We start from the raw sequence: 22,336 nt of genomic DNA on the forward strand, positions 1-22,336 counted from the left end.
GGTACCTCAATGGCAGTAGATTATGCAGTATTGAAAAAAGGCGGATTTATGCGCCAGAAACAAAAAAATAACTTTTCTCTTCGTTTAGCAGTAGTCGGTGGAAACTTAACATCCAAAAACCTGCAAAAAATCGCAGAAGTTGCAGAAAAATTCGGTGATGGTCATGTGCATCTGACATCACGTCAGAGTATTGAGATTCCTTTTATCAAGTTAAATGATATTGAGGAAGTGAAGGAAGAGTTAGCCAAAGGAGATTGTAAGCCGGGTGTTTGCGGACCTCGTGTCCGTACCGTAACAGCTTGTCAGGGGAATCAGGTCTGTCCAAGTGGTAACATTGATTCGAATCATATTGCACAGGAACTTGATAAGCGTTACTTTGCAAGAGAATTGCCACATAAATTCAAATTTGGTGTAACCGGCTGTCAGAACAACTGTCTGAAAGCGGAAGAAAATGATGTAGGAATCAAGGGGGCAATGACAGTTAGTTGGAAAGAAGATGCCTGCATCCAGTGTGGTGTCTGTGAAAAGGCCTGCCGTACCGGTGCGATCACGATTCAGGATGGCAAAGTTTCGGTAGAAGAAAGCAAATGTAACTACTGTGGTCGTTGTGCCAAAGCCTGTCCGACCGATGCATGGGATACACAGACAGGATATCTGGTATCATTTGGCGGACTTTTTGGAAACCGCATTCACAAAGGAGAAGAGCTGTTACCTGTGATCACATCAGAAGAGACTTTATTCCGTGTGACCGATGCAGCGATCCAGTTCTTTGATGATCATGCAAATCCAAGCGAACGATTCCGGTATACGATCGAACGTGTAGGTATTGACAAATTTAAAGAAACATTAAAGGAGGCATATAATGGCTGATTTTGAAATTGATGAGAGAGTAGATATTACCGATGTTGTCTGCCCGATGACATTTGTAAAAGCAAAAGTAGCAATGGAAGAGATTGAAGTAGGACAGATCTTAGCTGTTACCATGAACGACGGAGAACCGGTTCAGAATGTCCCAAGAAGCTTTAAAGAAGAAGGACAGCAGATCTTAAAGCTGATCGACAATGAAAACGGTACATATGATCTGATCGTAAAGAAAGTAGAAGAGTAAGAACAAAACGTTCTTATCGAAGATGGATTTTGTCAGATTCGCTGCAGGGTGCGGTGATGAATAAAAGACAGACAAGGAGGAAATTGTATGGCAAAGAGAGTCAATACAGAAGAATTTGAAAGCGAAGTATTGCAATCGGAACTTCCGGTTGTAGTCGAATTTTATTCCGACAGTTGTATTCCTTGTAAGCAGTTATCACCAATCCTTGGCGGGATTGAAGATGACTATGAGGATCAGCTTAAAGTCGTAAAGGTTAATGTAAATTTTGATGCCGATCTGGCGCAAAAGTATGAAGTAGCTGCTTCTCCGACTCTTCTTTTCTTCCGGAGCGGAAAAGAAGTGGACAGGATCAGAGGTCTTGTAAAAAGACCGGCATTAGAAGAAGTTGTAAAAAAATATATTTAATCAGGAGGACAAGGATCATGAAAGTAACAGTAGCAGGTGAGAAAAAAGAAATCGAACAGGGAACTACAATCGCAAAACTTATTGTGGATGAAAAAGTAGAAAACCCGGAATATGTCACAGTTACCGTAAATGATGAGTTTGTGGAAAGTGATGATTTTGAAACAACACAGTTAAATGAAAATGATACAGTAGAATTTCTGTATTTCATGGGAGGAGGCGCTTTTTAATGGCATTTACGAATGAACAGATGGAGCGTTATTCCCGTCACATCATCTTACAGGAAGTTGGTGTTAAGGGACAAAAGAAGCTCTTAAGCGGCAAAGTGCTTATTATCGGAGCAGGTGGCCTTGGTGCTCCTGCTGCGATGTATCTTGCAGCAGCAGGTGTCGGAACGATCGGTATCGTTGATGCAGATGAAGTCGATCTGTCAAACTTACAAAGACAGATCATTCATGGAACAGCTGATGTAGGAAAAGCAAAAGTAAAATCAGCAAAAGAGACAATGAATGCAATGAATCCGGATGTAACAGTCAATACATACCGTGAATTTGTAACTTCAGAAAATGTAATGGATCTGATCAAAGATTATGATTTCATTATTGACGGAACCGATAACTTCCCGGCTAAGTTTTTGATCAATGATGCCTGTGTTATGGCAAAGAAACCATTCTCACATGCAGGTATTATCCGTTTCAAAGGCCAGCTTATGACCTATGTACCGGGAGAAGGACCATGCTACCGTTGTGTATTTAAGAATCCACCTCCGAAGGATGCTGTTCCAACCTGTAAGCAGGCTGGTGTCATCGGTGCTATGGGCGGCGTGATCGGAAGTCTTCAGGCAATGGAAGCGATCAAGTATCTGATCGGTGTCGGTGATCTTTTGACAGGAAAGCTTTTGACATACGATGCATTAAAGATGGAATTTCATACCGTTGTACTTCCAAAAGCTAATGGCAAATGTGCTGTTTGTGGTGATCATCCTACCATTACAGAGCTGATCGACTATGAGCAGGCAGAATGTGATGGCAAATAGACAGGATCACAGACAGGATCGGCCTGTCAGCGTGTTTGACAGAATGATTTGGAAATGAGGTTATCATGTTATATTTAAAGAAAGAAGATTATGAAAAGATCTTGGCACATTGCAAAGAGGGACTTCCTAATGAGGCATGTGGTTTGATCGGAGGTACGATAGAAGGCGACAAAAGAAGTATTCAGAAAGTATATCTTTTAACGAACATTGACCAGAGCAACGAACATTTTTCGATGGATCCGAAAGAACAGCTTGCAGCGGTAAAAGATATGCGTGCGAATGGTTTAAAACTTCTTGGCAACTTTCATTCTCATCCGGAATCACCATCAAGACCATCTGAAGAAGATAAAAGACTGGCATATGATTCAAAAGTCAATTATCTGATCTTATCTTTGATGGATCTTGAAAATCCGGTTTTCAATGCATTCCGGATCGATGAAGAGAAGAATGTAACGAAAGAAGAACTGGTGATAGAATAATTACAGGAGGGGCAAAGCATTGGCTTTGCCCTTTTTTTCGATTTTTGATAAAATAAAATATTGTGTAAGAATCTATGACAGTGAAGAACGTTCAAAGGATTGAAATAACAGCAAAGAGGAAACAACGGAGGCAGGTTATGTATTGCATCAGCATAAATTACAAACAGCTAAAGACAGAAAGCAGAGAAGCTTTTTCTATGCAGGAAAAAGAGCAGGAAGCTTTTTTTAGCCGGATACAAAAAGAAGTATCTATTGATGGCGTGATCCTGTTGATGACCTGTAACCGTTGTGAGATCTATGCAGCCGGTTCAAAAGATACAATGTCTGTGATCGAAAGAATATGGTTAGCACAAAAACCCGGAAAAGAGGAATTGTTTTATGAACATATCATGCGGTATGAAAAGGAAAATGCGATCCGCCATTTGTACCGTGTGATCTGTGGTCTGGATTCGGCTGTACTTGGCGAAGTAGAGATCATTCATCAGATCAAGGCTGCGTATCTTTTCTCAAAAGCGCATGATATGTTAGATCCCACGCTTCATATTATTTTTCAGGGGGCTTTACATCTTGCAAAAGAGATCGCCAGCCAATATCAGTTGACAAAACTTCCGGTATCGGTTGGTACGTTGACAACCGGGGCGGTTCTTTCGTTTTGTCAGGAGAAAAAAGAGCCACATATTCTGTTAGTCGGAGCAAGAGGAGAGATGGGAAACATTATCATGAAAGACATTGTCGATGCCTGCCAGACCGTACAGATCGTTGCAACAACCAGAAAACATCACAGGCAGGGTCTTGCTTTTGCTGATACTAAGCAGATAAGATGGGTGCATTATGAAGAGCGGTATGACTATGTCGATTGGGCAGATGTGGTCATCAGTGCGACAAACAGTCCTCATTATACGTTCGTGGCATCAAAAGTACAAAAGTATCTTAAAGAGAGTAAGATGCGTCTTTTCTTGGATCTTGCAGTGCCAAGGGATATCGAAGAAGAGATCGGCACACTTTCTGATTGTGTCATAGAAAACATGGATTATATCGAATCGCTTGCAAAGCATAACAATCAAAAGAAACTGTCCGAAGCTAAAAAAGTGGAATTGTATATACAGGAAAAAACAGATGAGATGGAAAAAACGCTGTTAATGCGGGATTTCTATGCGAAAAAGAAAGAGCAGACAGCATGGTTACAGGACAAAAGTGCATCATGGCTTTTATATCGGTTAAAAGACCATGTAGACCATAACTGTTTTGCACAGATCTTAGATGTGATCGGTACGGCACAGGAACAGTCTACGGAACGAAAGGAGCTTTAGATATGGCATTTTTCCCTTTTATGATACAAATGGACGATAAGAATTGTCTGATCGCAGGAGGAGGCAGAGTTGCACTGCGCAAAGTAAAGATGATGCTTTCTTTCGGTGCGGTTGTTACGGTTATCTCTCCGACGTTTTGTGAGGAATTTTTAGCATTAGAAGGAAAAGAAAGCAAATTAAAGATTATTAAAAGAACGATACAAATAAGCGACCTTATCGATAGGGATGTTGTGATCATGGCAACAAATGATCCGAATGTGAATACTGAATTTGCAACCGTCTGTAAAGAACAAAAGATCTTAGTCAATGTTGTAGATGTCAAAGAGGATTGCAACTTTTATTTTCCAGCAGTGATCCGGCAGGAGGATGTTGTGATCTCAGTTTCTACCGGTGGCAACAGCCCGCTGTTAGCTTCTCATATTAAGAAAGAGATCAATGATGCGATTCGAAAAGATTACGGACAGATAGCAAAAGAAATGGGAAAAGAACGTCAAAAAGTTTTGATGCAAAAGGAAGAAGAACGCAGGGAGATTTTTGAAAAAATGATGGATCGGAAATTAGGATCAAAAGTGATCAGAATCGGAACAAGAGGAAGTGCATTAGCAAGAAAACAGACCGATATGGTGATCGAGAGTCTCAAGAGTACATTTCCCGATTACCAATGGGAAGTGGTGGTCTTAACAACAAAAGGAGATAAAAGAAGAGATGTTCCGATCACATCGTTTGGTGGAAAAGCTGTTTTTGTTGAAGAGATTGAGCAGGCGCTTGCAGATGGCACGATCGACATGGCAGTACATAGTGCAAAAGATATGCCAAATCCATGCAAAGAGGGACTTACGATAGCCGGCACGTTACCAAGAGCCTGTATACAGGATGTACTTGTTACGAAAAAAGGCAGATCGTTTGCTACAGAAGAAACTTTTGTAGCAGGAACGGGGAGCTTGCGAAGAAAATGGCAATTAGAGAAACTTTTTCCAAATGTTGTCTGTAAAGATCTGCGTGGAAATGTAGGAACAAGAATTGAAAAATTAAGACAGGGACAATATGATGCCGTCATTCTGGCAGCAGCAGGTCTTGAAAGACAAGGACTGTTACAGGAACCGGATCTGGAATATCGTTATTTTACAATCGACGAAATGCTGCCGGCAGCAGGACAGGCAATCATTGCAATAGAGACGAAAGAGCAGACAAAGGCATACACGATGGCACAGGCAGTCAGTGACAAAAAAGCATTTACACAGCTTATGATCGAAAGAGCTGTTTTAGAAAAACTTGGAGCAGGCTGTCATGAACCGATCGGAGTGCTTGCCGATATGGGAAGTGAAGATACGTTAGATCTCCGGCTCATGACAGTAATAAATGAACAGTTGATCTATCGGCAGATGGAAGGAAAGAAAACAGAATGGGAAGATATGATCAATAAGATTTGTAAAGCATAAGAGACAGAAAGGCAGAAGAGATGGTTTATTTGGTTGGCGCAGGTCCCGGTGATCCCGGACTTTTGACCTGTAAAGGAAAGACTCTTTTAGAAGAATGTGATGCCGTGATCTATGACAGACTGGGAACAGGCGAACTTTTAGAAGAAGTAAAAGAAGATTGCAAAAAGATCTATGTAGGAAAGAGAGCCGGATATCATTATAAGAAACAGGACGAGATCAACCGGATTCTTATAGAAACGGCACGAAAGTATAAAAACGTAGTACGGCTCAAAGGAGGCGATCCTTTTGTCTTTGGCAGAGGCGGAGAAGAAGTGTTAGCTTTGCAGGAAGCAAAGATTCCTTTTATGATCGTTCCGGGCATTACGTCGGCTGTTTCGGTACCGGAGCTTGTCGGAATCCCGGTCACACACAGGAAAGACAGCAGAAGTTTTCATGTCTTTACCGGTCATGCATGCAGTAAAGAAGCGGATTCGTTAGAGCATATTCATCGAGAAGACGGAACAAGTGTGTTCTTAATGGGATTATCGCATTTAGAAGAGATTACACAGAAACTTCTTTTAGAAGGAATGCCAAAGGATACACCGGCTGCGGTGATCGCAAATGGTACCATGCCATCACAAAAAGTAGTACGGGCTACTTTAGAAACGATTGTAAAAGAGGTACATCTTGCAAAACTTTCTTCTCCTGCGATCATTGTTATCGGAGAAAATGCAAAGTATGCATTTGTATCGGATCAGATCGGAGTATTAGCAGGAAAGAAGATCGGCATAGTCGGTACAAGCATAATGCGAAAAAAAACAAAGCATTGTCTTGAAGAAAAAGGTGCAAATGTCTATTCCCTGTTACATATGCAGCTTGCTGCTACAGAACAGATGCAGGAATTAAAAAAAGAAATGCAACGAATTGAAACATACCAATGGATCGCTTTTACAAGCCAGAATGCGATCAGACTTTTTTTTGAGCAGATGAAGCAGTTAAAGATCGATCATAGAAGATTAGCAAATGTTCGATTTGCGGTTGTTGGAAGCGGTACAAAAGAAGCGTTGGAAAGAATGGGATTTCTTGCAGACTATATGCCGGAGAAGTATACGACAAAAGCTCTGGCAGAGGGCCTTTCGCAGCAAATGCAGCCGACGCAGAAACTGCTGCTTGCACGTGCCGTAAAAGGCAGCAGTCAGATGCTTACTATCTTAGAAGAAAACAACATTGACGTAACAAATCTTGCGATTTATGATGTAATAGGAAAAAAGACCGAAAACTGGAAGTATTTAGAGGATATGGACGTAATCACATTCTTTAGTGCATCCGGTGCGGAAGCCTTTGTAAATGCACTTGGAAAAGAGCATATAGCAGATTGGGAAAACAAACGAAAGAAACAGAAAGTCAGGATAGCCGCAATCGGTCATGTGACAGCCAAAAAGCTTTTGGAATATGGAATACAGACAGAATGTATGCCAATGCTATGTGACCTTTCTCATATGGCAGAGGCGTTAGAAGAATGTTATCGGATAGAAAATCAAGATGAATAACAGAATAAAAGTTTATATACAGATTAGTGTGATAGGAGGAATTCGATGAAACGATTAAGAAGATTAAGAAGTCAGGATGCGATCAGAGATCTTATCCGTGAGACAGTGGTGACGAAAAATGACTTAGTCTATCCTGTATTTGTAAAGGAAGGAACGAATCAGAAGATTCCGGTGGATTCGATGCCGGGTATTTATCAATATACGATCGATCGTTTTGAGGAAGAGTTAGACAGAATTCAAAAAGCCGGTGTCAAAGCCATTCTGATCTTTGGTATCCCGGAGCATAAAGATGCCTGTGGCAGTGAAGCCTATAATGAAGACGGTATTACGCAAAGAGCCGTTCGTTATATCAAGCAAAAGACACCTGATCTTATTGTGATCGCAGATGTCTGCCTTTGTGAATATACATCACATGGTCATTGTGGTCTGGTAGAAGATGGAAAGATCTTAAACGATGAAACATTGCCATTATTAGCCAAAATGGCGGTTTCTCTGGCAAAGGCCGGTGCTGACATGATCGCACCGTCCGATATGATGGATGGTCATACCGCAATACTGCGTAAGAGCCTTGATGAAAATGGTTATACAGATACGATCATTTTAGGATATAGTGCAAAATTTGCGTCAGGATATTATTCACCATTCCGTGATGCAGCGCATTCTGCTCCTTCGTTTGGTGACCGCAGAACCTATCAGATGGATTGTGCGAACGGAAGGGAAGCTCTTCGTGAATGCGTAGCTGATATCGAAGAGGGTGCTGATATGATCATGGTCAAACCGGCACTTGCTTATCTTGACATTGTCCGTCAGGCAAGAGACCGTTTTTCGCTTCCTCTGGCAGTTTATAATGTCAGCGGTGAATATTCGATGGTAAAAGCAGCGGCACAGAATGGCTGGATCGATGAGAAAAGGATCGTTATGGAAAACATGACTGCGATGAAGCGTGCCGGTGCGGATATTATTATTACTTATCATGCACTGGATGTCGCAAAATGGCTTGATGAAGAGTAAAAAAGTTTTGAATTGCAATTGACGGATCGTTTGTATCAGGTTGGATAAAGAATGGTAAAAACGATAAAATAAGTCTATAAAAATGGATAGAATAACAGGAAATGGAGTGAATACGATGACACAGTCCGATGAATTATTTGAAAGATCAAAAAAAAGAATCCCAGGAGGAGTAAACTCTCCGGTCCGTGCTTATCAGGCAGTAGGAAGAAATCCGGTTTTTATTAAGAAAGCAAAAGGATCACATATTTTTGATGAAGATGGAAATGAATATATTGATTATGTCTGCTCCTGGGGACCGGGTATTTTAGGACATGCGGATGAGGAAGTGATCAACGAAGTACAAAAAGCCTGTCAGGATGGCTTGACTTTTGGTGCACCGACAAGAAAAGAATGTGCGATTGCAGAATTGATCGCCCAAATGATGCCATCAATGGAAATGACACGTATGGTAAGTTCCGGTACAGAAGCAGTCATGAGTGCGATCCGTGTGGCAAGAGGATTTACCGGAAAAGATTATATCATCAAATTCCGTGGCTGTTATCATGGTCATTCGGATGGATTGCTTGTGAAAGCAGGTTCCGGTGTTTTGATGCAGGCAGTTCCCGATAGTGCCGGTGTTCCAAGCGGATATACACAATATACCCTGATCGCAGAATATAACAATTGTGATTCGGTTGCAAAGCTTTTTGAAGAATACAAAGGAAAGATCGCAGCCATTGTCGTGGAACCGGTAGCGGCTAACATGGGTGTTGTGCAGCCAAAAGAAGGTTTTTTGGAATATTTACGAAAGATTACAAAAGAAAATGATGCATTATTGATCTTTGATGAAGTGATCACAGGCTTTCGATTAGCTCCAGGTGGCGCACAGCAATTCTTTGGTGTTACACCGGATCTGACAACGCTTGGAAAGATCATTGGCGGTGGAATGCCTGTCGGTGCATATGGCGGTAGAAAAGAGATCATGGAATGTGTTGCACCGCTTGGTAATGTCTATCAGGCAGGAACGCTTTCCGGGAATCCGATCGCTATGACGGCAGGACTTGTCACATTGAAACGCTTATTTGAGCATCCTGAGATCTATACACAGATCGAACAGACTACAAAGACATTGGCAGATGCATATCGGAATGCTTTTAAGGATCAGGTATGTGTTAATCAGATCGGTTCGTTAATGAGTGTCTTTTTTACCAAAGAAAAAGTTGTTGATTTTGCAAGCGGACAGACATCAGACCGGAAGAAATATGCCGATTATTTCTGTTTTTTCTTAGAACGTGGAATTCATCTTGCACCATCGCAATTTGAGGCAATGTTTGTATCAGTGGCACATCATAAAGAAGATGTAGAAAAGACGATACAGGTGATCGATCAATATGCAGCGAGCCAAAAACGCTAAAAAAAGTGAGGTTTATTATGGAGAAAAAAGATTTAGTGATCATAGGTAGTGGACCGGCAGGATTATCTGCCGCAGTTTATGCACAAAGAGCAATGCTTGATCAGGTTGTGATCGAGAAAGAAATGTTTAGTGGCGGTCAGATCGTTACAACAGACCGGATTGACAATTATCTCGGACTATATGGAGAAAATGGTTATGACCTGTCGGTAAAATTCCGTGAACATGCAGATGCATTAGGAGTTCCTTTCTTAGAAGATGCAGTAAAGAAGATAGAAAATCATGGAACGACAAAAGAAGTCGTATTGGAAAACGGAGATGTGATCGAAGCAAAAGCCGTGCTTCTTGCTACGGGAGCACATCACAAAATGCTTCAGGCAGAAGGGGAAAAAGAATTAACCGGTGCAGGTGTATCCTATTGTGCAACCTGTGACGGAGCGTTCTTTAAAGACCAGACTGTTGCAGTTGTCGGAGGCGGTGATGTCGCCTTAGAAGATGCATTATATCTTTCTAATATTTGTAAAAATGTTTATCTGATCCATAGAAGAGACGGATTAAGAGGAGCAAAAGTTTTACAAAACAAAGTGCTGGAGAAAGAAAATATCACATTTATGCCTTTTTATGAAGTGACAAAGATCTGTGGTCAGAATAAAGTAGAGGCAGTAGAACTGAAGCAAAACCAGACAGGTGAGACAAAAACGATCGAGCTTTCGGGTGTTTTTATTGCAATCGGTATGGAACCACAAAGCAGTCTTGTCAAGGATCTTGTTAAAGAAGATCCGGCAGGATATGTAGAAGCAGGCGAAGACTGTCGCACCAGTGCAGACGGCATTTATGTGGCAGGAGATGTACGAAGTAAAAGCTTAAGACAGGTTGTTACCGCAGTAGCAGACGGTGCGGTGGCGATCGCATCGATCGAACAGGATTTTGCAAGAGAGTAAATCGTCTGATCTTGGAACAGACTTTTGTCAGAAAAAACGGATGTCAGTAAGAAAGCCGGCATGACGATAAAAAAGCTGACAGGATAATAAAAAGGAGCTCGATAAAATGGAACGATCAGAACAGAATGCAGATATTTTATATGAGGATTTAAAAAAGAATATTATGGATGTGATCAAAGAATCACAGATCAAGCTTGGTTTTGAAAAAAATCCGGTGACCATTTATTATCCGATCGAGGCATTGAACCATTTGCTGGATACGGATTTAGGCGAAGAACAAATGGATCAATGCTTACAAAATTTTGCAAAGAAAGTCAAAGATCCGTTAGGTGAGGTTGTTTTTCAAAGGAATAAAAGCCGGTATGGGATCACGGTACCGGTACAGGGTGTATGCTATATTGATCGGAATGTGACAGATAATGGATTCCTTAGAGATCTTTTAGAACTTTTAAGAAGACATGACTGTAACAAAGAACAGATCTTAGCTGTTTTTAAGAAGTACTCGGATCAGATCAGGGTGCAGAATGTGACAGATAATGATTTTGATTATGCGGTCTGGTTTGAAAACGATGCCAATAACATCTATCGTTACTGTTTCCATGAAGAGGAAGGCCATGTGATCTATCATCGTTTTACACCAAGAGAATATCAGGCATTGATGCCGTTAGAAATGTAAGTTTGCAGACAGAAGACAAAAGGATTTTTGAAAAACCGGGAAGTGGCAGCGGTCAGAAGCAAAACTGGAAAAAAGAATAGATCTGTGTTAAAATAACAGAATTAGTGCACTATAATTTTTTTTGATCAGAAAAGGAAAAAGAAAAAAAGAGAAAGAGGAATACCATGCAAAAAATCTGGATATGTGGATGCGATGGTCAGATTGGCAAGGCCATTAATCATGTAGTAAATAAACTGGAATTTGAAATCTTAGATACTGATAAGGATGATCTGGATGTTACAAATAATGAAGAAGTATTACGTTTTGGAGAAATGAACCGTCCGGACGTGATCATTAACTGTTCCGGTATGACAAATACCGATGCCTGTGAGAAAGATAAAAGACAGGCTTTCTTAGTCAATGCAATGGGAGCAAGAAATTTAAGTATCATTGCATCAAAAGTCAATGCAAAGATGGTTCAGATCTCAACCGATGATGTCTTTGACGGTTTAGAACAAAAAGCATACTCCGAGTTTGATATGACAAACCCACAGACAGTCTATGGAAAGACAAAACTTGCCGGAGAAAATTATGTCAAAGAATTTACGCATAAGCATTTTATTATACGCAGTACATGGGTTTATGGTTATGGAGATAACTTTGTTACGGGCTTTTTGAAGAATGCAAAAGCAGGTGATGATCTGATGATCGCTGAGGACCATTACGGTTCTCCGACAAATGCGAATGATCTTGCACATTTTATTTTAAAACTGATCCGTACGAGTGAGTATGGAACGTATCATGCAACAAACAAAGGCAGCTGCAGCAGATATGAGTTTGCAAAAGAAATTGCATCTTTAGCAGGACTGGATGTAACGATTCAGAAAGTACCGCACGAACAATCGGATTTTTCTGCTGTCCGTCCGGTTAATGCAGTATTAAACAATTTCATTTTGAGTCTTACCGATATTTATGATTTTCCGGAATGGAGAGACTCATTGAAAAAATATCTGAAAGAAATTGGAGAGATGGCATAATGAATAACGAGAATAGAGAAGAAAAGAAAGAGAAAAAACAAGTCGGACTTACAACAAAGATTTTATTTGGTTTGTTATTTGGTGCGATTACCGGTTTTGTTTTAAACTATGCAGTGCCGGATAGCTATTTTAAAAATACGATCGTGATAAATGGAATCTTACAGCTGATCGGTCAGGGATTTATTCGTCTGATGCAGATGCTGGTTGTACCTTTGGTGCTTTGTTCTCTGGTCTGTGGCAGTATGGCGATTGGAGATACGAAAAAGTTAGGAAACGTTGGTGCCAAAGCATTAGGCTTTTATATCTGTACAACGGCATTGGCTGTTACGGTAGCTTTAACAACAGCAAATGTGATCAATCCCGGAATCGGTCTTGATATGTCAAAGATTCATAAGAGCAGTACCGTTGCAACAGAAAGTGCAACGCAGTCTACAAATATTGTAGATACTTTTCTGAATATCATTCCAAGTAATATTTTTAATTCATTAAGTGAAGGAACGATGTTACAGGTGATCCTTTTTGCATTGATCCTTGGTGTGATCTTAGCAAAGATGGGAGATAGAGTAGAGACGGTTAAGAATTTTTTTAGTCAGTTTAATGATATCATGATGGAAATGACGATGATCGTCATGAAAGTCGCACCGATCGGTGTGTTCTGCCTGATCGCCAAGACATTTTCTCAGCTTGGTATCGAAGCATTTCAGCCATTGTTAAAATATATGATCGCTGTGTTGATTGCATTAGGTATACAATGTTTTATTGTATATCAGGCTTTGTTAAAAGTTTTTACCGGACTCAATCCATTATTGTTTATTAAGAAATTCTTCCCGGTTATGGAATTTGCATTTTCAACAGCGACCTCGAATGCAACGATCCCTATGTCGATTGACACACTCGCAAAGAAGATGGGGGTGTCGAAAAAGATCTCATCTTTTACAATACCGCTTGGTGCAACGATCAACATGGATGGTACCTCGATCATGCAGGGCGTGGCAGTTGTATTTGCAGCACAGGCATTTAATATTCATCTGGATCTGACAGACTATCTGATGGTTATTGGTACCGCAACATTGGCCTCAATCGGCACTGCAGGTATTCCAAGTGTCGGTCTTGTAACGCTGACAATGGTATTTAATACGGTAAATCTTCCGGTAGAAGCGATTGGTCTGATCATGGGGATTGACCGTATTCTGGATATGACACGTACCGCAGTCAATATTACAGGTGATGCAGTATGTACAACAATTGTTGCAAAACAAAATGATGCACTCGACCGTGATATCTTTTATCAAGGCGAGCAAAAAGAAGCATCATAAAAATATGATCCAACAAGGGCAAAACATAGGAAATGGTATCTGGAGGCTTATGATATGAAAGAACGTCAGAAAAAAAGAAGTATCTTTAGCTGGAATTTTTTTTGGATTGCTTTTGTTTTTGGAATAATAGTCCTTGGAGTTGAATATGTTGGTTTGACAGGTTATGATAACAGAACGGCACAGAATGTATCGGAAAAGAGCATTTCTATTGTAAAGAAAACGCTGAAACGCTATGATAACATGATTTTGAATGACCAGACAAAAAGTCTGATCCGTCTGTTAGATAAGACGTCTGAATTAAGTCGCGTATATGATCAGGAAAAAGGTTTTGATCACAACCGATTGAACGAATATGTGCAGGAACAACGCTTAGCCGGTGCTATGATTCTGGATCATAAAGGCAGGATTGTGATGCAAAGCAGCATCGGATCTAAAGGTTGTTATACATTATGGAAAGATGTGATCAATGATGAAAATGTAAATGATGTATTAAAATATTCAAAAAAGTCATATATCAGTCGTATCAGACGAAAAAATGAGGAATATGATTTTGTGGCAACTTCTACAAAGCGGGCACATGGAATGGTAGTCTCGTATAAAAAGGCCGGTACATCATCTGAGAGCAGTAGTGAAATTACATTGGCATCTTTGTTTGAAGAATGCAATTTAAAACTGGATGGTACAGTAGTTATTACAAATGGGAAAAAGGTATTAAGTACAAATAACAGACGTTTAAAGAAGCAGACGATGAAGTTTTGTAAAGCCTTGCATGAAAATAGTCATAATAAGAATGATATTAGTATGACGAAGCTGGTTGTGAAAACGAAGGTTTGGTATGGATCCGGTTCCAGATTAAAGAATTATCATATTTATGTCTTCTTTCCCGGCAGTTCTATGTATAAAAACAGACGGACAGTAATTGCATACAGTATGGCTGTGCTTGGTGTTTTTCTGTTAATTGTTTTACTGTTATATCAGCATTTTTTGAAAGGTAATTTTGATGAGATACAGAAGCAGTATCGTATTATCAGTGCAGTTAATAGTATTTATGTCATAAATCTTTTAATCCATTTAAAGGAAAAGAAATGGGAAAGCATTAAAATTTCGGAACGTTTCAAACAGTCTGTTAATTCAGACTTAGACTGTTCTGTTGATGAGCTGGTTCATGCGTTGTGTACAGTATTTGTTGTTGATTCACAAAAAGAGGAGTTTACTGATTTTCTGGATATGCACACAATGGAACAAAGAATTGGTGAGCAGCCGTATATTTCAAAATGGTTTGAAGGCAAAGATAAAAACTGGTATCTGTCTATTGCAATCCCACAGCATTATGATAAAAAAGGCAAATTAATTTCCATTATTCTGCTGCTTCGTAATGTTACAGAAGAAAAGAAGAGAGAGTTTACTTATCAGGAGCAGCTTCGCAAATCAATGGAGCAGGAAAAAAGAGCCAATAATGCGAAGACGGATTTTCTGCGTCGTATGAGTCATGATATCCGCACACCGATCAATGGCATCCGTGGTATGGTTGAGATCAGCAGACATTATATTGGCAATGAAGAAAAACAGGAAGATTGCCGAAATAAAATTATGGATGCTTCCGGTTTCCTTTTAGATCTGGTCAATAATGTACTGGATATGAATAAGTTAGAGTCTGGTGCAATCCGCTTAGAAAATAAATCCTTTTGTTTGCAGCAAATGGTGCAGGAGATCAAGCCGATGTTAGATATTCGTGCCAGAGAATATGGTGTACGGATAGAGTGGGAAAAGATTCCGGAAGAAATTCCATATCTGGTAGGAAGTCCATTGCATTTACAGCAGATCTTACAAAATATCATTGGTAATGCGTTAAAATATAATAAAGAAAATGGTTTGGTTGAAGTAAAATGGAATTTTGAACAAAAGAATACTGACAAGTTGAACACTATCATGATTTGTAAAGATACCGGACGTGGTATGAGCAAAGAATTTCAAAAGAAAGCATTTGAGCCATTTACGCAGGAAGATGCAGCAGCACATGCTACTTATACCGGGACAGGCCTTGGGCTTTCTATTGTAAAAGAGTTGGTTGAACAGATGGAAGGAACCATGCATTTTGAAAGCGAAGTTGATGTAGGGACAACATTCTGGATCTCCATTCCGTTGCAAGTGGATCATTCTAACATTCAAAAGATGATCAAAACACTTCCGGAAGGACGAAAGCTTTTGGAAGGATATCATATTCTGATTGCAGAAGACAATGAATTAAATATGGAAATTGTTGAGTTTATGCTGGAAAAGGAAGGTGTTTCGATCACAAAAGCATGGAATGGCAAAGAAGCGGTCGATCTTTTTAGAGCATCGAAAGAAGGTACTTTTGATCTGATATTGATGGATATTATGATGCCTGTTATGAATGGGCTGGAAGCAACACAATGTATCCGGTCCATGGATCGAAAGGATGCAAAAGAGATTTCTATTATTGCGATGACTGCCAATGCATTTTCTGATGATGTGGAACGAAGTTATGAGGCAGGACTGAATGAGCATTTGGCTAAGCCATTAGATAGAAATAAGCTTGTTACAGCGATATTAAAAATGCAGGTACATAAATGATTCAATACCGGGAATCAATTGTGTATAAAATCGTGTTAAGCGATGGATAAAAAAGTGAAGGAGAAAATAAAAAATGACTTTGAGCGAATTTTATAGTTGTGCAGGAGGAGATTATAAAGAAGTGACAGGGAGAATAGGAAACGAGATCCTGGTAGAACGCTTTTTAATAAAATTTTTGCAGGATCCAAGTTTTGTACAGCTCGCCACAGCTTTAGAAGAAAAGAATGTGCAAAGTGCATTTCGTGCTGTTCATACGCTAAAAGGGGTCTGTCTGAATCTGGGACTTACGGATCTTTTTGAAGTCAGTTCCGCATTAACAGAAAAGCTTCGCGGAATGGATATGAGTGGATATGAGCCTTATTTTGAAGAGGTACAGAGAGTATATCACAGAGTCAGTGGTATGTTGCAGCAATATATAACAGAAAAAAACGGAAAGCAGGTGTAGAACATTGAGCAAAGCAAAACAAACATCAGAATCAATTGAACTTGGAATTCTTCTGGCTTTGTCCGGTGGTATTATGGATGCATATTCATATATGGCAAGAGGAAAGGTTTTTGCAAATGCGCAGACCGGAAATATGCTGCTTTTTGGTATTTATCTTTCCGGTGGAAGATGGAACATGGCATTACATTATTTCTTTCCAATCCTTGCTTTTACTGCCGGCATCATGCTTGCGGATATCGTGCGTACCAAAGGAAGTACAAAGTTGCATTGGAGACAGTTGTCGGTGTTATTTGAAGCGGTTATTTTACTTGGAGTATCTTTTATTCCACTGTCAATGAACTTGCTCGCAAACAGCCTGACTTCTCTTGCCTGTGGTATACAGGTCGAAAGTTTTCGTAAGATTCATGGTCATGGTATAGCGACAACGATGTGCATTGGCAACTTGCGAAGTGCGACACAGAATTTCTGTGATTATATCAGCCGTAAGGATTGGCAGAATCTTAGAAATACCTTTTTATATTTTGGAATCATTGGTTGTTTTATCCTGGGTGCGATATTAGGAAACAGAGCTATTTCTTATTTAGGTATGCATGCAATCCTGACAAGTGTGATCCTGCTTTGTGTGTCTTTTATCATTATGTTTATTGACAGGGAAAAGGAGCGTTTGCAAGAGGAATAAAATAGAAGAATAGGAATGTATATGAGGATGGAAAAAGCAAAAATAGAGAATGCAAAAGAGAAAATATATATTGCAATCGATCTGAAATCTTTTTATGCGTCTGTAGAGTGCGTAGAAAGAGGCAGAGATGCTTTAACAACAAATCTGGTAGTAGCAGATGCATCCCGTACAGAAAAGACAATCTGTCTTGCAGTCTCTCCGTCATTAAAAGAATATGGCATTCCGGGGCGTGCAAGACTTTTTGAAGTTGTTGCAAAAGTAAAACAGGTGAATGCACAAAGAAGAAATGCGATCAAAGAACATAGCTTTACCGGATCATCAGATGATAGTATTGCATTAAAAAAGAACAAAACGCTCGCACTCGATTATATTGTTGCAAAACCACGGATGGCATTATATATGCAATACAGCACCCGGATCTATCAGATCTATCTGAAATATATCTCTGAGGAAGATATGCATGTCTATTCTGTTGATGAGGTATTCTTAGATGTGACAGATTATCTGAAAGCTTATGAAATGACGGCAAGACAGCTAACGCAAAAGATCATTCAGGATATTTATGATACCACCGGGATTACGGCTACAGCCGGAATCGGAAGCAATCTTTATCTGTGTAAAATTGCAATGGATATTATGGCAAAACATGAAAAGCCTGATGAAAACGGTGTGCGGATTGCCAAGCTGGATGAATTGACTTACCGCAAAAATCTCTGGAGCCATACTCCGATCACGGATTTCTGGCGTGTAGGAAGGGGCTATGCCAGGAAGCTTGAACGTTGCGGGATTTTTACAATGGGCGATATTGCACGCTGTTCGATCGGAAAAGATGGTGATTTTTATAATGAAGAACTGCTTTACAAGATGTTTGGTGTCAATGCCGAGCTTTTGATCGATCATGCCTGGGGATATGAACCATGTACGATTGCTGAGATCAAGTCGTATACACCGGAAAATAACAGTCTTGGTTCAGGACAGGTTCTAAAATCCCCTTATCCATATGAGAAAGCTAAATTAATTGTTCGTGAAATGACAGAACTCTTAGTTCTTGATCTGGTTGAAAAAAGGCTTGCCACCAACCAGATGGTTTTGACAGTAGGATATGATATCGAAAATTTAAAAGACAAAGAGAATGCATATCAGGGAGAAATCACAACAGACCGTTATGGCAGAAAGATTCCCAAACATGCTCATGGAACGGCAAATTTAGGACTATATACGACATCAACTCAAAAGATTATTGCAGCTGTGATGGAATTGTTTGATCGTATCATTGATCCGACTCTTTTTGTACGAAGAGTAACGCTCACTGCCAATCATGTCATCGCAGAGTCGAAAGTACAAAAGGAACAGGAATTTGAACAATTAGATCTTTTCTCCATGTTACAAGAAAAAGAACAGAATGAAAAAGAGAAGGAACAGTTAGAAAAAGAACGCAAAATGCAAGAAGCAATAATCGAATTAAAGCATAAATTTGGGAAAAATGCAATTTTAAAGGGAATGAACCTACAGGAAGGTGGTACAACGATCGAACGTAATGGACAGATCGGAGGACACAAAGCATAGAAAAGAGGACATAACATGCAAAAAGATTCGTATGAAGATATTCTTTTTTTAGAGCATCCGACATCGTTACGGCATCCGAGAATGTCAGTACAAAACAGAGCAGCACAATTCGCCCCTTTTGCGGCATTGACCGGATATGAAGAAGCACTTGGAGAAACGGCAAGACAGACATCGCAGCGTATTGTTCTGGATGAAGACAGCAAAGAGAACCTTGACCGGAAGTTACAATGGCTGCTTGCACATAAGGAAGAACAGATAAAAGTACAGATCACATATTTTATAGAAGATACAAAAAAAGAAGGTGGACGATATGTTACGGAAAAAGAAAATATCAGTCGTCTTCTTCCTTATGAAGAAAAGATCGTGCTTGGTTCGGGAAAGCAGATCAAAACGACTGATATTATGGATTTACAATGGGAACATTGTGATATCTTTTAATGTTTTTTCCAAACCGATGGTGTGAACAAAAGCAGGATCGGATAAAGCTCTAAGCGGCCGGCGAGCATATCAAACATTAATATATACTTAGCAACCGGCGAAAAGATACCAAAGTTTCCGGTAGGTCCGACTAATTTCAGACCGGGACCGATGTTATTTAAGGTTGCTGTTACAGCAGTAAAGTTTGTAACCAGATCAAAATTATCAAAAGTAATGATGAGCAGAGATACCACAAAGATCAAAGTGTAGGTTACAAAAAATGCATTTACACCACGGATACTTTTTGCACTTAACGGTTTGTTGTCCATCTTGATGACTTTAACGCTTCTTGGATGGATAAAGTAACCTAACTCTTGTTTTACGGATTTAACTAAGATAATGATACGGGATACCTTGATACCGCCACCGGTGCTTCCGGCACAGGCTCCGATAAACATAACTATGACTAAAACCGCTCTGGAAAGCTGTGGCCAGAGATCAAAATCAGTCGTAGAATATCCGGTTGTCGTGATCACAGAAGCAACCTGGAAGAGTGCATGATGAAAAGCAGTAAATAGGTTATGGAATATATCTTTTGTATTGATCGTAATGATCGCTACTGCACTGGCGATAATGATCAGATACCAATGTACTTCTTCTAATTTAAATGCGTCTTTTTTATTATTTCCAAGAAGCAGGAAATAGGCACCAAAGTTGACACCAAACAGGATCATAAAAATCGATATGATCGCCTGAATGACCATATTATAATCTGCAATGCTTGTGTTTTTAATTCCAAAACCGCCGGTACCTGCTGTACCAAAAGAAACGGTCAGAGAATCAAAAAGCGGCATTCCTGCAAAAAGAAGTAAAATAATCTCAACTAAAGTCATGACTATATAGATCGCATATAAGATTTTAGCTGTTTCACGAACTTTTGGAACAAATTTTCCTACGGATGGTCCGGGACTTTCTGCACGCATCAGATGCATATTGTATCCACCGGTCAGCGGAAGAATTGCCAAAAGAAAGACAAAAACACCCATACCACCGATCCAGTGTGTAAAACTTCGCCAGAACAGACTGCAATGGCTGAGTGCTTCCACATCACTTAATATACTTGCACCGGTTGTTGTAAAGCCGGAGATTGTTTCAAACAGAGCATCTGTGAAGCTTGGAATATCCCGGTTGATCACAAAAGGCAGAGCACCAAAGATACTCATAATGATCCAGCTTAACGCAACCGTGACAAAGCCTTCTTTGGCATAAAAAACCTGCGATTTTGTTTTCTTTCGGATACGAAGAAGTCCGATTGCCAGACAAAGCAGTGCAACGATCAGGAAAGCAAAGCCTTCTTTTTCACGGTAGATCGCAGCAACAATGCATGGAATAAACATAAAGATAGATTCGATCGTCAGAACCCATCCTAAAATATAACTAATAATTGAATAATTCATTTTTGCTTCCTCTATTTTTCAAAGATATCATCAATGTCCTGTAATCCTTTCAGAGTAGTAACAACGATCACATTATCACCGGCATGGATCTTAGAGTGACCGTTTGGACGGATTGTTTTACCATTGTGGTTGATCGCAGCGATCAGGATATTCTTTTTGATCGGCAGATTTTCTAAGGTTTCATCCGGGATCATGACATCTTCACCAATATGAAACTCTAAGGCTTCTACTTTATTTTCAATAATACGGTAGAGTGTTTCTATGTTGCTTCCAAGCGAATTTTGCATCGCACGGATATATTGCAAGATGTATTCAGAAGTGATGTACTTAGGATATATCAGACTTCCTAAATGGAAATTATTGATGATCTCATCAAATGTAATACGGTTGATCTTTGTAATGATCTTTGCTTTTGATGACTGTTGTGCAAATAAAGACAGGAAGATATTTTCTTCATCAATACCGGTCAGCGATACAAAAGCCTCACAATGTTCAATGCCTTCTTCAAACAATACATCCTGGTTTGCAGCATCTCCGTGGATGATCATAGCAGAAGGAAGCAATTCACTCAATGTTTCACAGCGTTTATAATCTTTTTCAATAATCTTAACACGGATGCCCATGTTGAGAAGCTGTTCTGCAAGATAATAGGCAATCGTGCCCCCGCCAACGATCAGAGCATTCTTTACCTGGTGTGTTTCGACACCGGTTTGTTTAAAAAAATCACGTGCTTCCGTAGGAGAAGCCACTATACTGATCACATCATTTTCTTCAAACACAAAATCACCATTAGGGATTACAACGTCTTTGCCGCGTTCAACAGCACAGACTAAGACGTCTGCTTTGATCTTTTTTGCAACATTACTCAATGATTCGCCACACAAAGGAGAATTCTGATCAATAATTGATTTCATCAGTTCGACACGTCCTTTTGCAAATGTATCGATCTTGATCGCAGATGGAAAACGCAGGATACGTGCGATTTCTGTCGCTGCTGCGTATTCCGGATTAATAATCATGGAAAGACCGAGTTCTTTTTTGATGAAATTAACTTCATGGCTGTAAAGTGGGTTGCGCACGCGCGCAATTGTTTTACAGTTTCCGGCTTTTTTCGCAAAAAGACAGCATAACAGGTTCAATTCGTCTGAAGCGGTAACGGAGATCAAAAGATCTGCATCTTCCACACCGGCATCCATCTGAACCAGATAGCTGGCACCGTTTCCTACAACTCCCATGACATCGAAATTGTTTGTAACATCCTGTACAACCTGTGGGTTGGTATCAACAACTGTTACATCATGATTTTCATCACTTAACTGTTCGGTAAGAGTTCGTCCTACTTTACCGCATCCAACGATAATAATTCTCATAAGTCTCCTCGTTCTGGCATCGAAACAATGCCTTTATAAAAATTATTTTAATTTTTATTTATTTGGGATATTGTAATATCCCCGACACCATATTATACAACACTTTATGAGATTTGGCGATATAAATGAATATTTTTGTAAAAATACACAAATC

General features: G+C 39.8%; 22 protein-coding genes. 20 read left to right on the forward strand and 2 right to left on the reverse strand.

Annotated elements, in window-relative coordinates:
- Positions 1-9: 9 nt before the first annotated feature.
- From H8700_RS06505 to H8700_RS06600, 20 genes are all read left to right on the forward strand, one after another.
- Positions 10-870 carry a ferredoxin-like domain-containing protein gene (locus tag H8700_RS06505; protein WP_249304438.1) on the forward strand — a complete coding sequence of 287 codons (861 nt, stop codon included), beginning with the start codon at positions 10-12 and terminating at the stop codon, positions 868-870.
- A complete protein-coding gene (locus tag H8700_RS06510) occupies positions 863-1,108 on the forward strand; it encodes a sulfurtransferase TusA family protein (protein WP_022141976.1) in 246 nt (81 codons plus the stop codon). The genes H8700_RS06505 and H8700_RS06510 overlap by 8 nt, the downstream gene beginning before the upstream one ends.
- An 87-nt stretch (positions 1,109-1,195) precedes the next feature.
- On the forward strand, positions 1,196-1,513 hold the full coding sequence (locus H8700_RS06515; protein WP_022141977.1) for a thioredoxin family protein: 318 nt from the start codon (positions 1,196-1,198) through the stop codon (positions 1,511-1,513).
- Between the two features lie 17 nt (positions 1,514-1,530).
- Entirely contained in the window at positions 1,531-1,740 is a 210-nt protein-coding gene (gene thiS, locus H8700_RS06520) for a sulfur carrier protein ThiS (RefSeq protein WP_022141978.1), read from the forward strand.
- On the forward strand, positions 1,740-2,546 hold the full coding sequence (thiF, locus tag H8700_RS06525; protein ID WP_249304440.1) for a thiazole biosynthesis adenylyltransferase ThiF: 807 nt from the start codon (positions 1,740-1,742) through the stop codon (positions 2,544-2,546). The genes thiS and thiF overlap by 1 nt, the downstream gene beginning before the upstream one ends.
- 65 nt (positions 2,547-2,611) lie before the next feature.
- The gene (locus H8700_RS06530) at positions 2,612-3,025 is read left to right on the forward strand and encodes a M67 family metallopeptidase (RefSeq protein ID WP_022141980.1); all 414 of its coding nucleotides are present in this window, start codon (positions 2,612-2,614) and stop codon (positions 3,023-3,025) included.
- 137 nt (positions 3,026-3,162) lie between these two features.
- Positions 3,163-4,335 (forward strand): glutamyl-tRNA reductase, encoded by a 1,173-nt coding sequence (locus H8700_RS06535; RefSeq protein WP_249304442.1) that lies wholly within the window; start codon positions 3,163-3,165, stop codon positions 4,333-4,335.
- A 2-nt stretch (positions 4,336-4,337) separates the two neighbouring features.
- Positions 4,338-5,774: a hydroxymethylbilane synthase gene (gene hemC, locus H8700_RS06540; protein WP_249304444.1), complete on the forward strand. Its 1,437-nt coding sequence runs from the start codon at positions 4,338-4,340 to the stop codon at positions 5,772-5,774.
- A gap of 20 nt (positions 5,775-5,794) precedes the next feature.
- Positions 5,795-7,303: a uroporphyrinogen-III C-methyltransferase gene (gene cobA / locus H8700_RS06545; RefSeq protein WP_249304446.1), complete on the forward strand. Its 1,509-nt coding sequence runs from the start codon at positions 5,795-5,797 to the stop codon at positions 7,301-7,303.
- 45 nt (positions 7,304-7,348) lie between these two features.
- Positions 7,349-8,314, forward strand: a complete 966-nt coding sequence (gene hemB / locus H8700_RS06550; protein ID WP_249304448.1) for a porphobilinogen synthase — start codon at positions 7,349-7,351, stop codon at positions 8,312-8,314.
- 82 nt (positions 8,315-8,396) lie between these two features.
- Entirely contained in the window at positions 8,397-9,707 is a 1,311-nt protein-coding gene (gene hemL / locus H8700_RS06555) for a glutamate-1-semialdehyde 2,1-aminomutase (RefSeq protein ID WP_249304450.1), read from the forward strand.
- Between the two features lie 17 nt (positions 9,708-9,724).
- Entirely contained in the window at positions 9,725-10,645 is a 921-nt protein-coding gene (gene trxB, locus H8700_RS06560; protein WP_249304453.1) for a thioredoxin-disulfide reductase, read from the forward strand.
- 106 nt (positions 10,646-10,751) lie between these two features.
- Positions 10,752-11,321 (forward strand): DUF3877 family protein, encoded by a 570-nt coding sequence (locus tag H8700_RS06565; protein ID WP_249304455.1) that lies wholly within the window; start codon positions 10,752-10,754, stop codon positions 11,319-11,321.
- Positions 11,322-11,485: 164 nt separating this feature from the next.
- The gene (rfbD, locus tag H8700_RS06570) at positions 11,486-12,337 is read left to right on the forward strand and encodes a dTDP-4-dehydrorhamnose reductase (RefSeq protein ID WP_249304457.1); all 852 of its coding nucleotides are present in this window, start codon (positions 11,486-11,488) and stop codon (positions 12,335-12,337) included.
- Positions 12,337-13,653 carry a dicarboxylate/amino acid:cation symporter gene (locus tag H8700_RS06575; RefSeq protein WP_249304460.1) on the forward strand — a complete coding sequence of 439 codons (1,317 nt, stop codon included), beginning with the start codon at positions 12,337-12,339 and terminating at the stop codon, positions 13,651-13,653. The genes rfbD and H8700_RS06575 overlap by 1 nt, the downstream gene beginning before the upstream one ends.
- 54 nt (positions 13,654-13,707) lie before the next feature.
- Positions 13,708-16,248, forward strand: a complete 2,541-nt coding sequence (locus H8700_RS06580) for a PAS domain-containing hybrid sensor histidine kinase/response regulator (protein ID WP_249304462.1) — start codon at positions 13,708-13,710, stop codon at positions 16,246-16,248.
- Between the two features lie 73 nt (positions 16,249-16,321).
- Positions 16,322-16,693, forward strand: coding sequence for an Hpt domain-containing protein (locus tag H8700_RS06585; RefSeq protein WP_249304466.1), 372 nt, complete (start codon positions 16,322-16,324; stop codon positions 16,691-16,693).
- A 4-nt stretch (positions 16,694-16,697) separates the two neighbouring features.
- The gene (locus H8700_RS06590) at positions 16,698-17,372 is read left to right on the forward strand and encodes a YoaK family protein (protein WP_249304468.1); all 675 of its coding nucleotides are present in this window, start codon (positions 16,698-16,700) and stop codon (positions 17,370-17,372) included.
- 27 nt (positions 17,373-17,399) lie between these two features.
- Entirely contained in the window at positions 17,400-18,938 is a 1,539-nt protein-coding gene (locus H8700_RS06595; protein WP_249304470.1) for a Y-family DNA polymerase, read from the forward strand.
- A 15-nt stretch (positions 18,939-18,953) separates the two neighbouring features.
- Positions 18,954-19,376 carry a hypothetical protein gene (locus H8700_RS06600; protein ID WP_249304473.1) on the forward strand — a complete coding sequence of 141 codons (423 nt, stop codon included), beginning with the start codon at positions 18,954-18,956 and terminating at the stop codon, positions 19,374-19,376.
- Here the strand turns inward: H8700_RS06600 and H8700_RS06605 are convergent.
- A complete protein-coding gene (locus tag H8700_RS06605; protein WP_249304476.1) occupies positions 19,373-20,812 on the reverse strand; it encodes a TrkH family potassium uptake protein in 1,440 nt (479 codons plus the stop codon). The genes H8700_RS06600 and H8700_RS06605 overlap by 4 nt on opposite strands.
- 11 nt (positions 20,813-20,823) lie before the next feature.
- Positions 20,824-22,182, reverse strand: coding sequence for a Trk system potassium transporter TrkA (trkA, locus tag H8700_RS06610; protein WP_022141996.1), 1,359 nt, complete (start codon positions 22,180-22,182; stop codon positions 20,824-20,826).
- Between the last annotated feature and the right edge of the window lie 154 nt (positions 22,183-22,336).

The organism is Jutongia hominis, from assembly GCF_014384965.1.
Taxonomy (GTDB): domain Bacteria; phylum Bacillota; class Clostridia; order Lachnospirales; family Lachnospiraceae; genus Butyribacter; species Butyribacter hominis.

Bases quoted from the DNA above. Each gene is read 5' to 3' on its own strand.
- cobA (WP_249304446.1), top strand. From the start codon at position 5,795: ATGGTTTATTTGGTTGGCGCAGGTCCCGGTGATCCCGGACTTTTGACC.
- H8700_RS06515 (WP_022141977.1), top strand. From the start codon at position 1,196: ATGGCAAAGAGAGTCAATACAGAAGAATTTGAAAGCGAAGTATTGCAA.
- H8700_RS06600 (WP_249304473.1), top strand. From the start codon at position 18,954: ATGCAAAAAGATTCGTATGAAGATATTCTTTTTTTAGAGCATCCGACA.
- H8700_RS06585 (WP_249304466.1), top strand. From the start codon at position 16,322: ATGACTTTGAGCGAATTTTATAGTTGTGCAGGAGGAGATTATAAAGAA.
- trxB (WP_249304453.1), top strand. From the start codon at position 9,725: ATGGAGAAAAAAGATTTAGTGATCATAGGTAGTGGACCGGCAGGATTA.
- trkA (WP_022141996.1), bottom strand. From the start codon at position 22,182: ATGAGAATTATTATCGTTGGATGCGGTAAAGTAGGACGAACTCTTACC.
- H8700_RS06510 (WP_022141976.1), top strand. From the start codon at position 863: ATGGCTGATTTTGAAATTGATGAGAGAGTAGATATTACCGATGTTGTC.
- H8700_RS06575 (WP_249304460.1), top strand. From the start codon at position 12,337: ATGAATAACGAGAATAGAGAAGAAAAGAAAGAGAAAAAACAAGTCGGA.
- rfbD (WP_249304457.1), top strand. From the start codon at position 11,486: ATGCAAAAAATCTGGATATGTGGATGCGATGGTCAGATTGGCAAGGCC.
- H8700_RS06605 (WP_249304476.1), bottom strand. From the start codon at position 20,812: ATGAATTATTCAATTATTAGTTATATTTTAGGATGGGTTCTGACGATC.
- thiS (WP_022141978.1), top strand. From the start codon at position 1,531: ATGAAAGTAACAGTAGCAGGTGAGAAAAAAGAAATCGAACAGGGAACT.
- H8700_RS06530 (WP_022141980.1), top strand. From the start codon at position 2,612: ATGTTATATTTAAAGAAAGAAGATTATGAAAAGATCTTGGCACATTGC.
- H8700_RS06580 (WP_249304462.1), top strand. From the start codon at position 13,708: ATGAAAGAACGTCAGAAAAAAAGAAGTATCTTTAGCTGGAATTTTTTT.
- H8700_RS06595 (WP_249304470.1), top strand. From the start codon at position 17,400: ATGGAAAAAGCAAAAATAGAGAATGCAAAAGAGAAAATATATATTGCA.
- H8700_RS06535 (WP_249304442.1), top strand. From the start codon at position 3,163: ATGTATTGCATCAGCATAAATTACAAACAGCTAAAGACAGAAAGCAGA.
- H8700_RS06505 (WP_249304438.1), top strand. From the start codon at position 10: ATGGCAGTAGATTATGCAGTATTGAAAAAAGGCGGATTTATGCGCCAG.
- H8700_RS06565 (WP_249304455.1), top strand. From the start codon at position 10,752: ATGGAACGATCAGAACAGAATGCAGATATTTTATATGAGGATTTAAAA.
- hemL (WP_249304450.1), top strand. From the start codon at position 8,397: ATGGATAGAATAACAGGAAATGGAGTGAATACGATGACACAGTCCGAT.
- thiF (WP_249304440.1), top strand. From the start codon at position 1,740: ATGGCATTTACGAATGAACAGATGGAGCGTTATTCCCGTCACATCATC.
- hemB (WP_249304448.1), top strand. From the start codon at position 7,349: ATGAAACGATTAAGAAGATTAAGAAGTCAGGATGCGATCAGAGATCTT.
- hemC (WP_249304444.1), top strand. From the start codon at position 4,338: ATGGCATTTTTCCCTTTTATGATACAAATGGACGATAAGAATTGTCTG.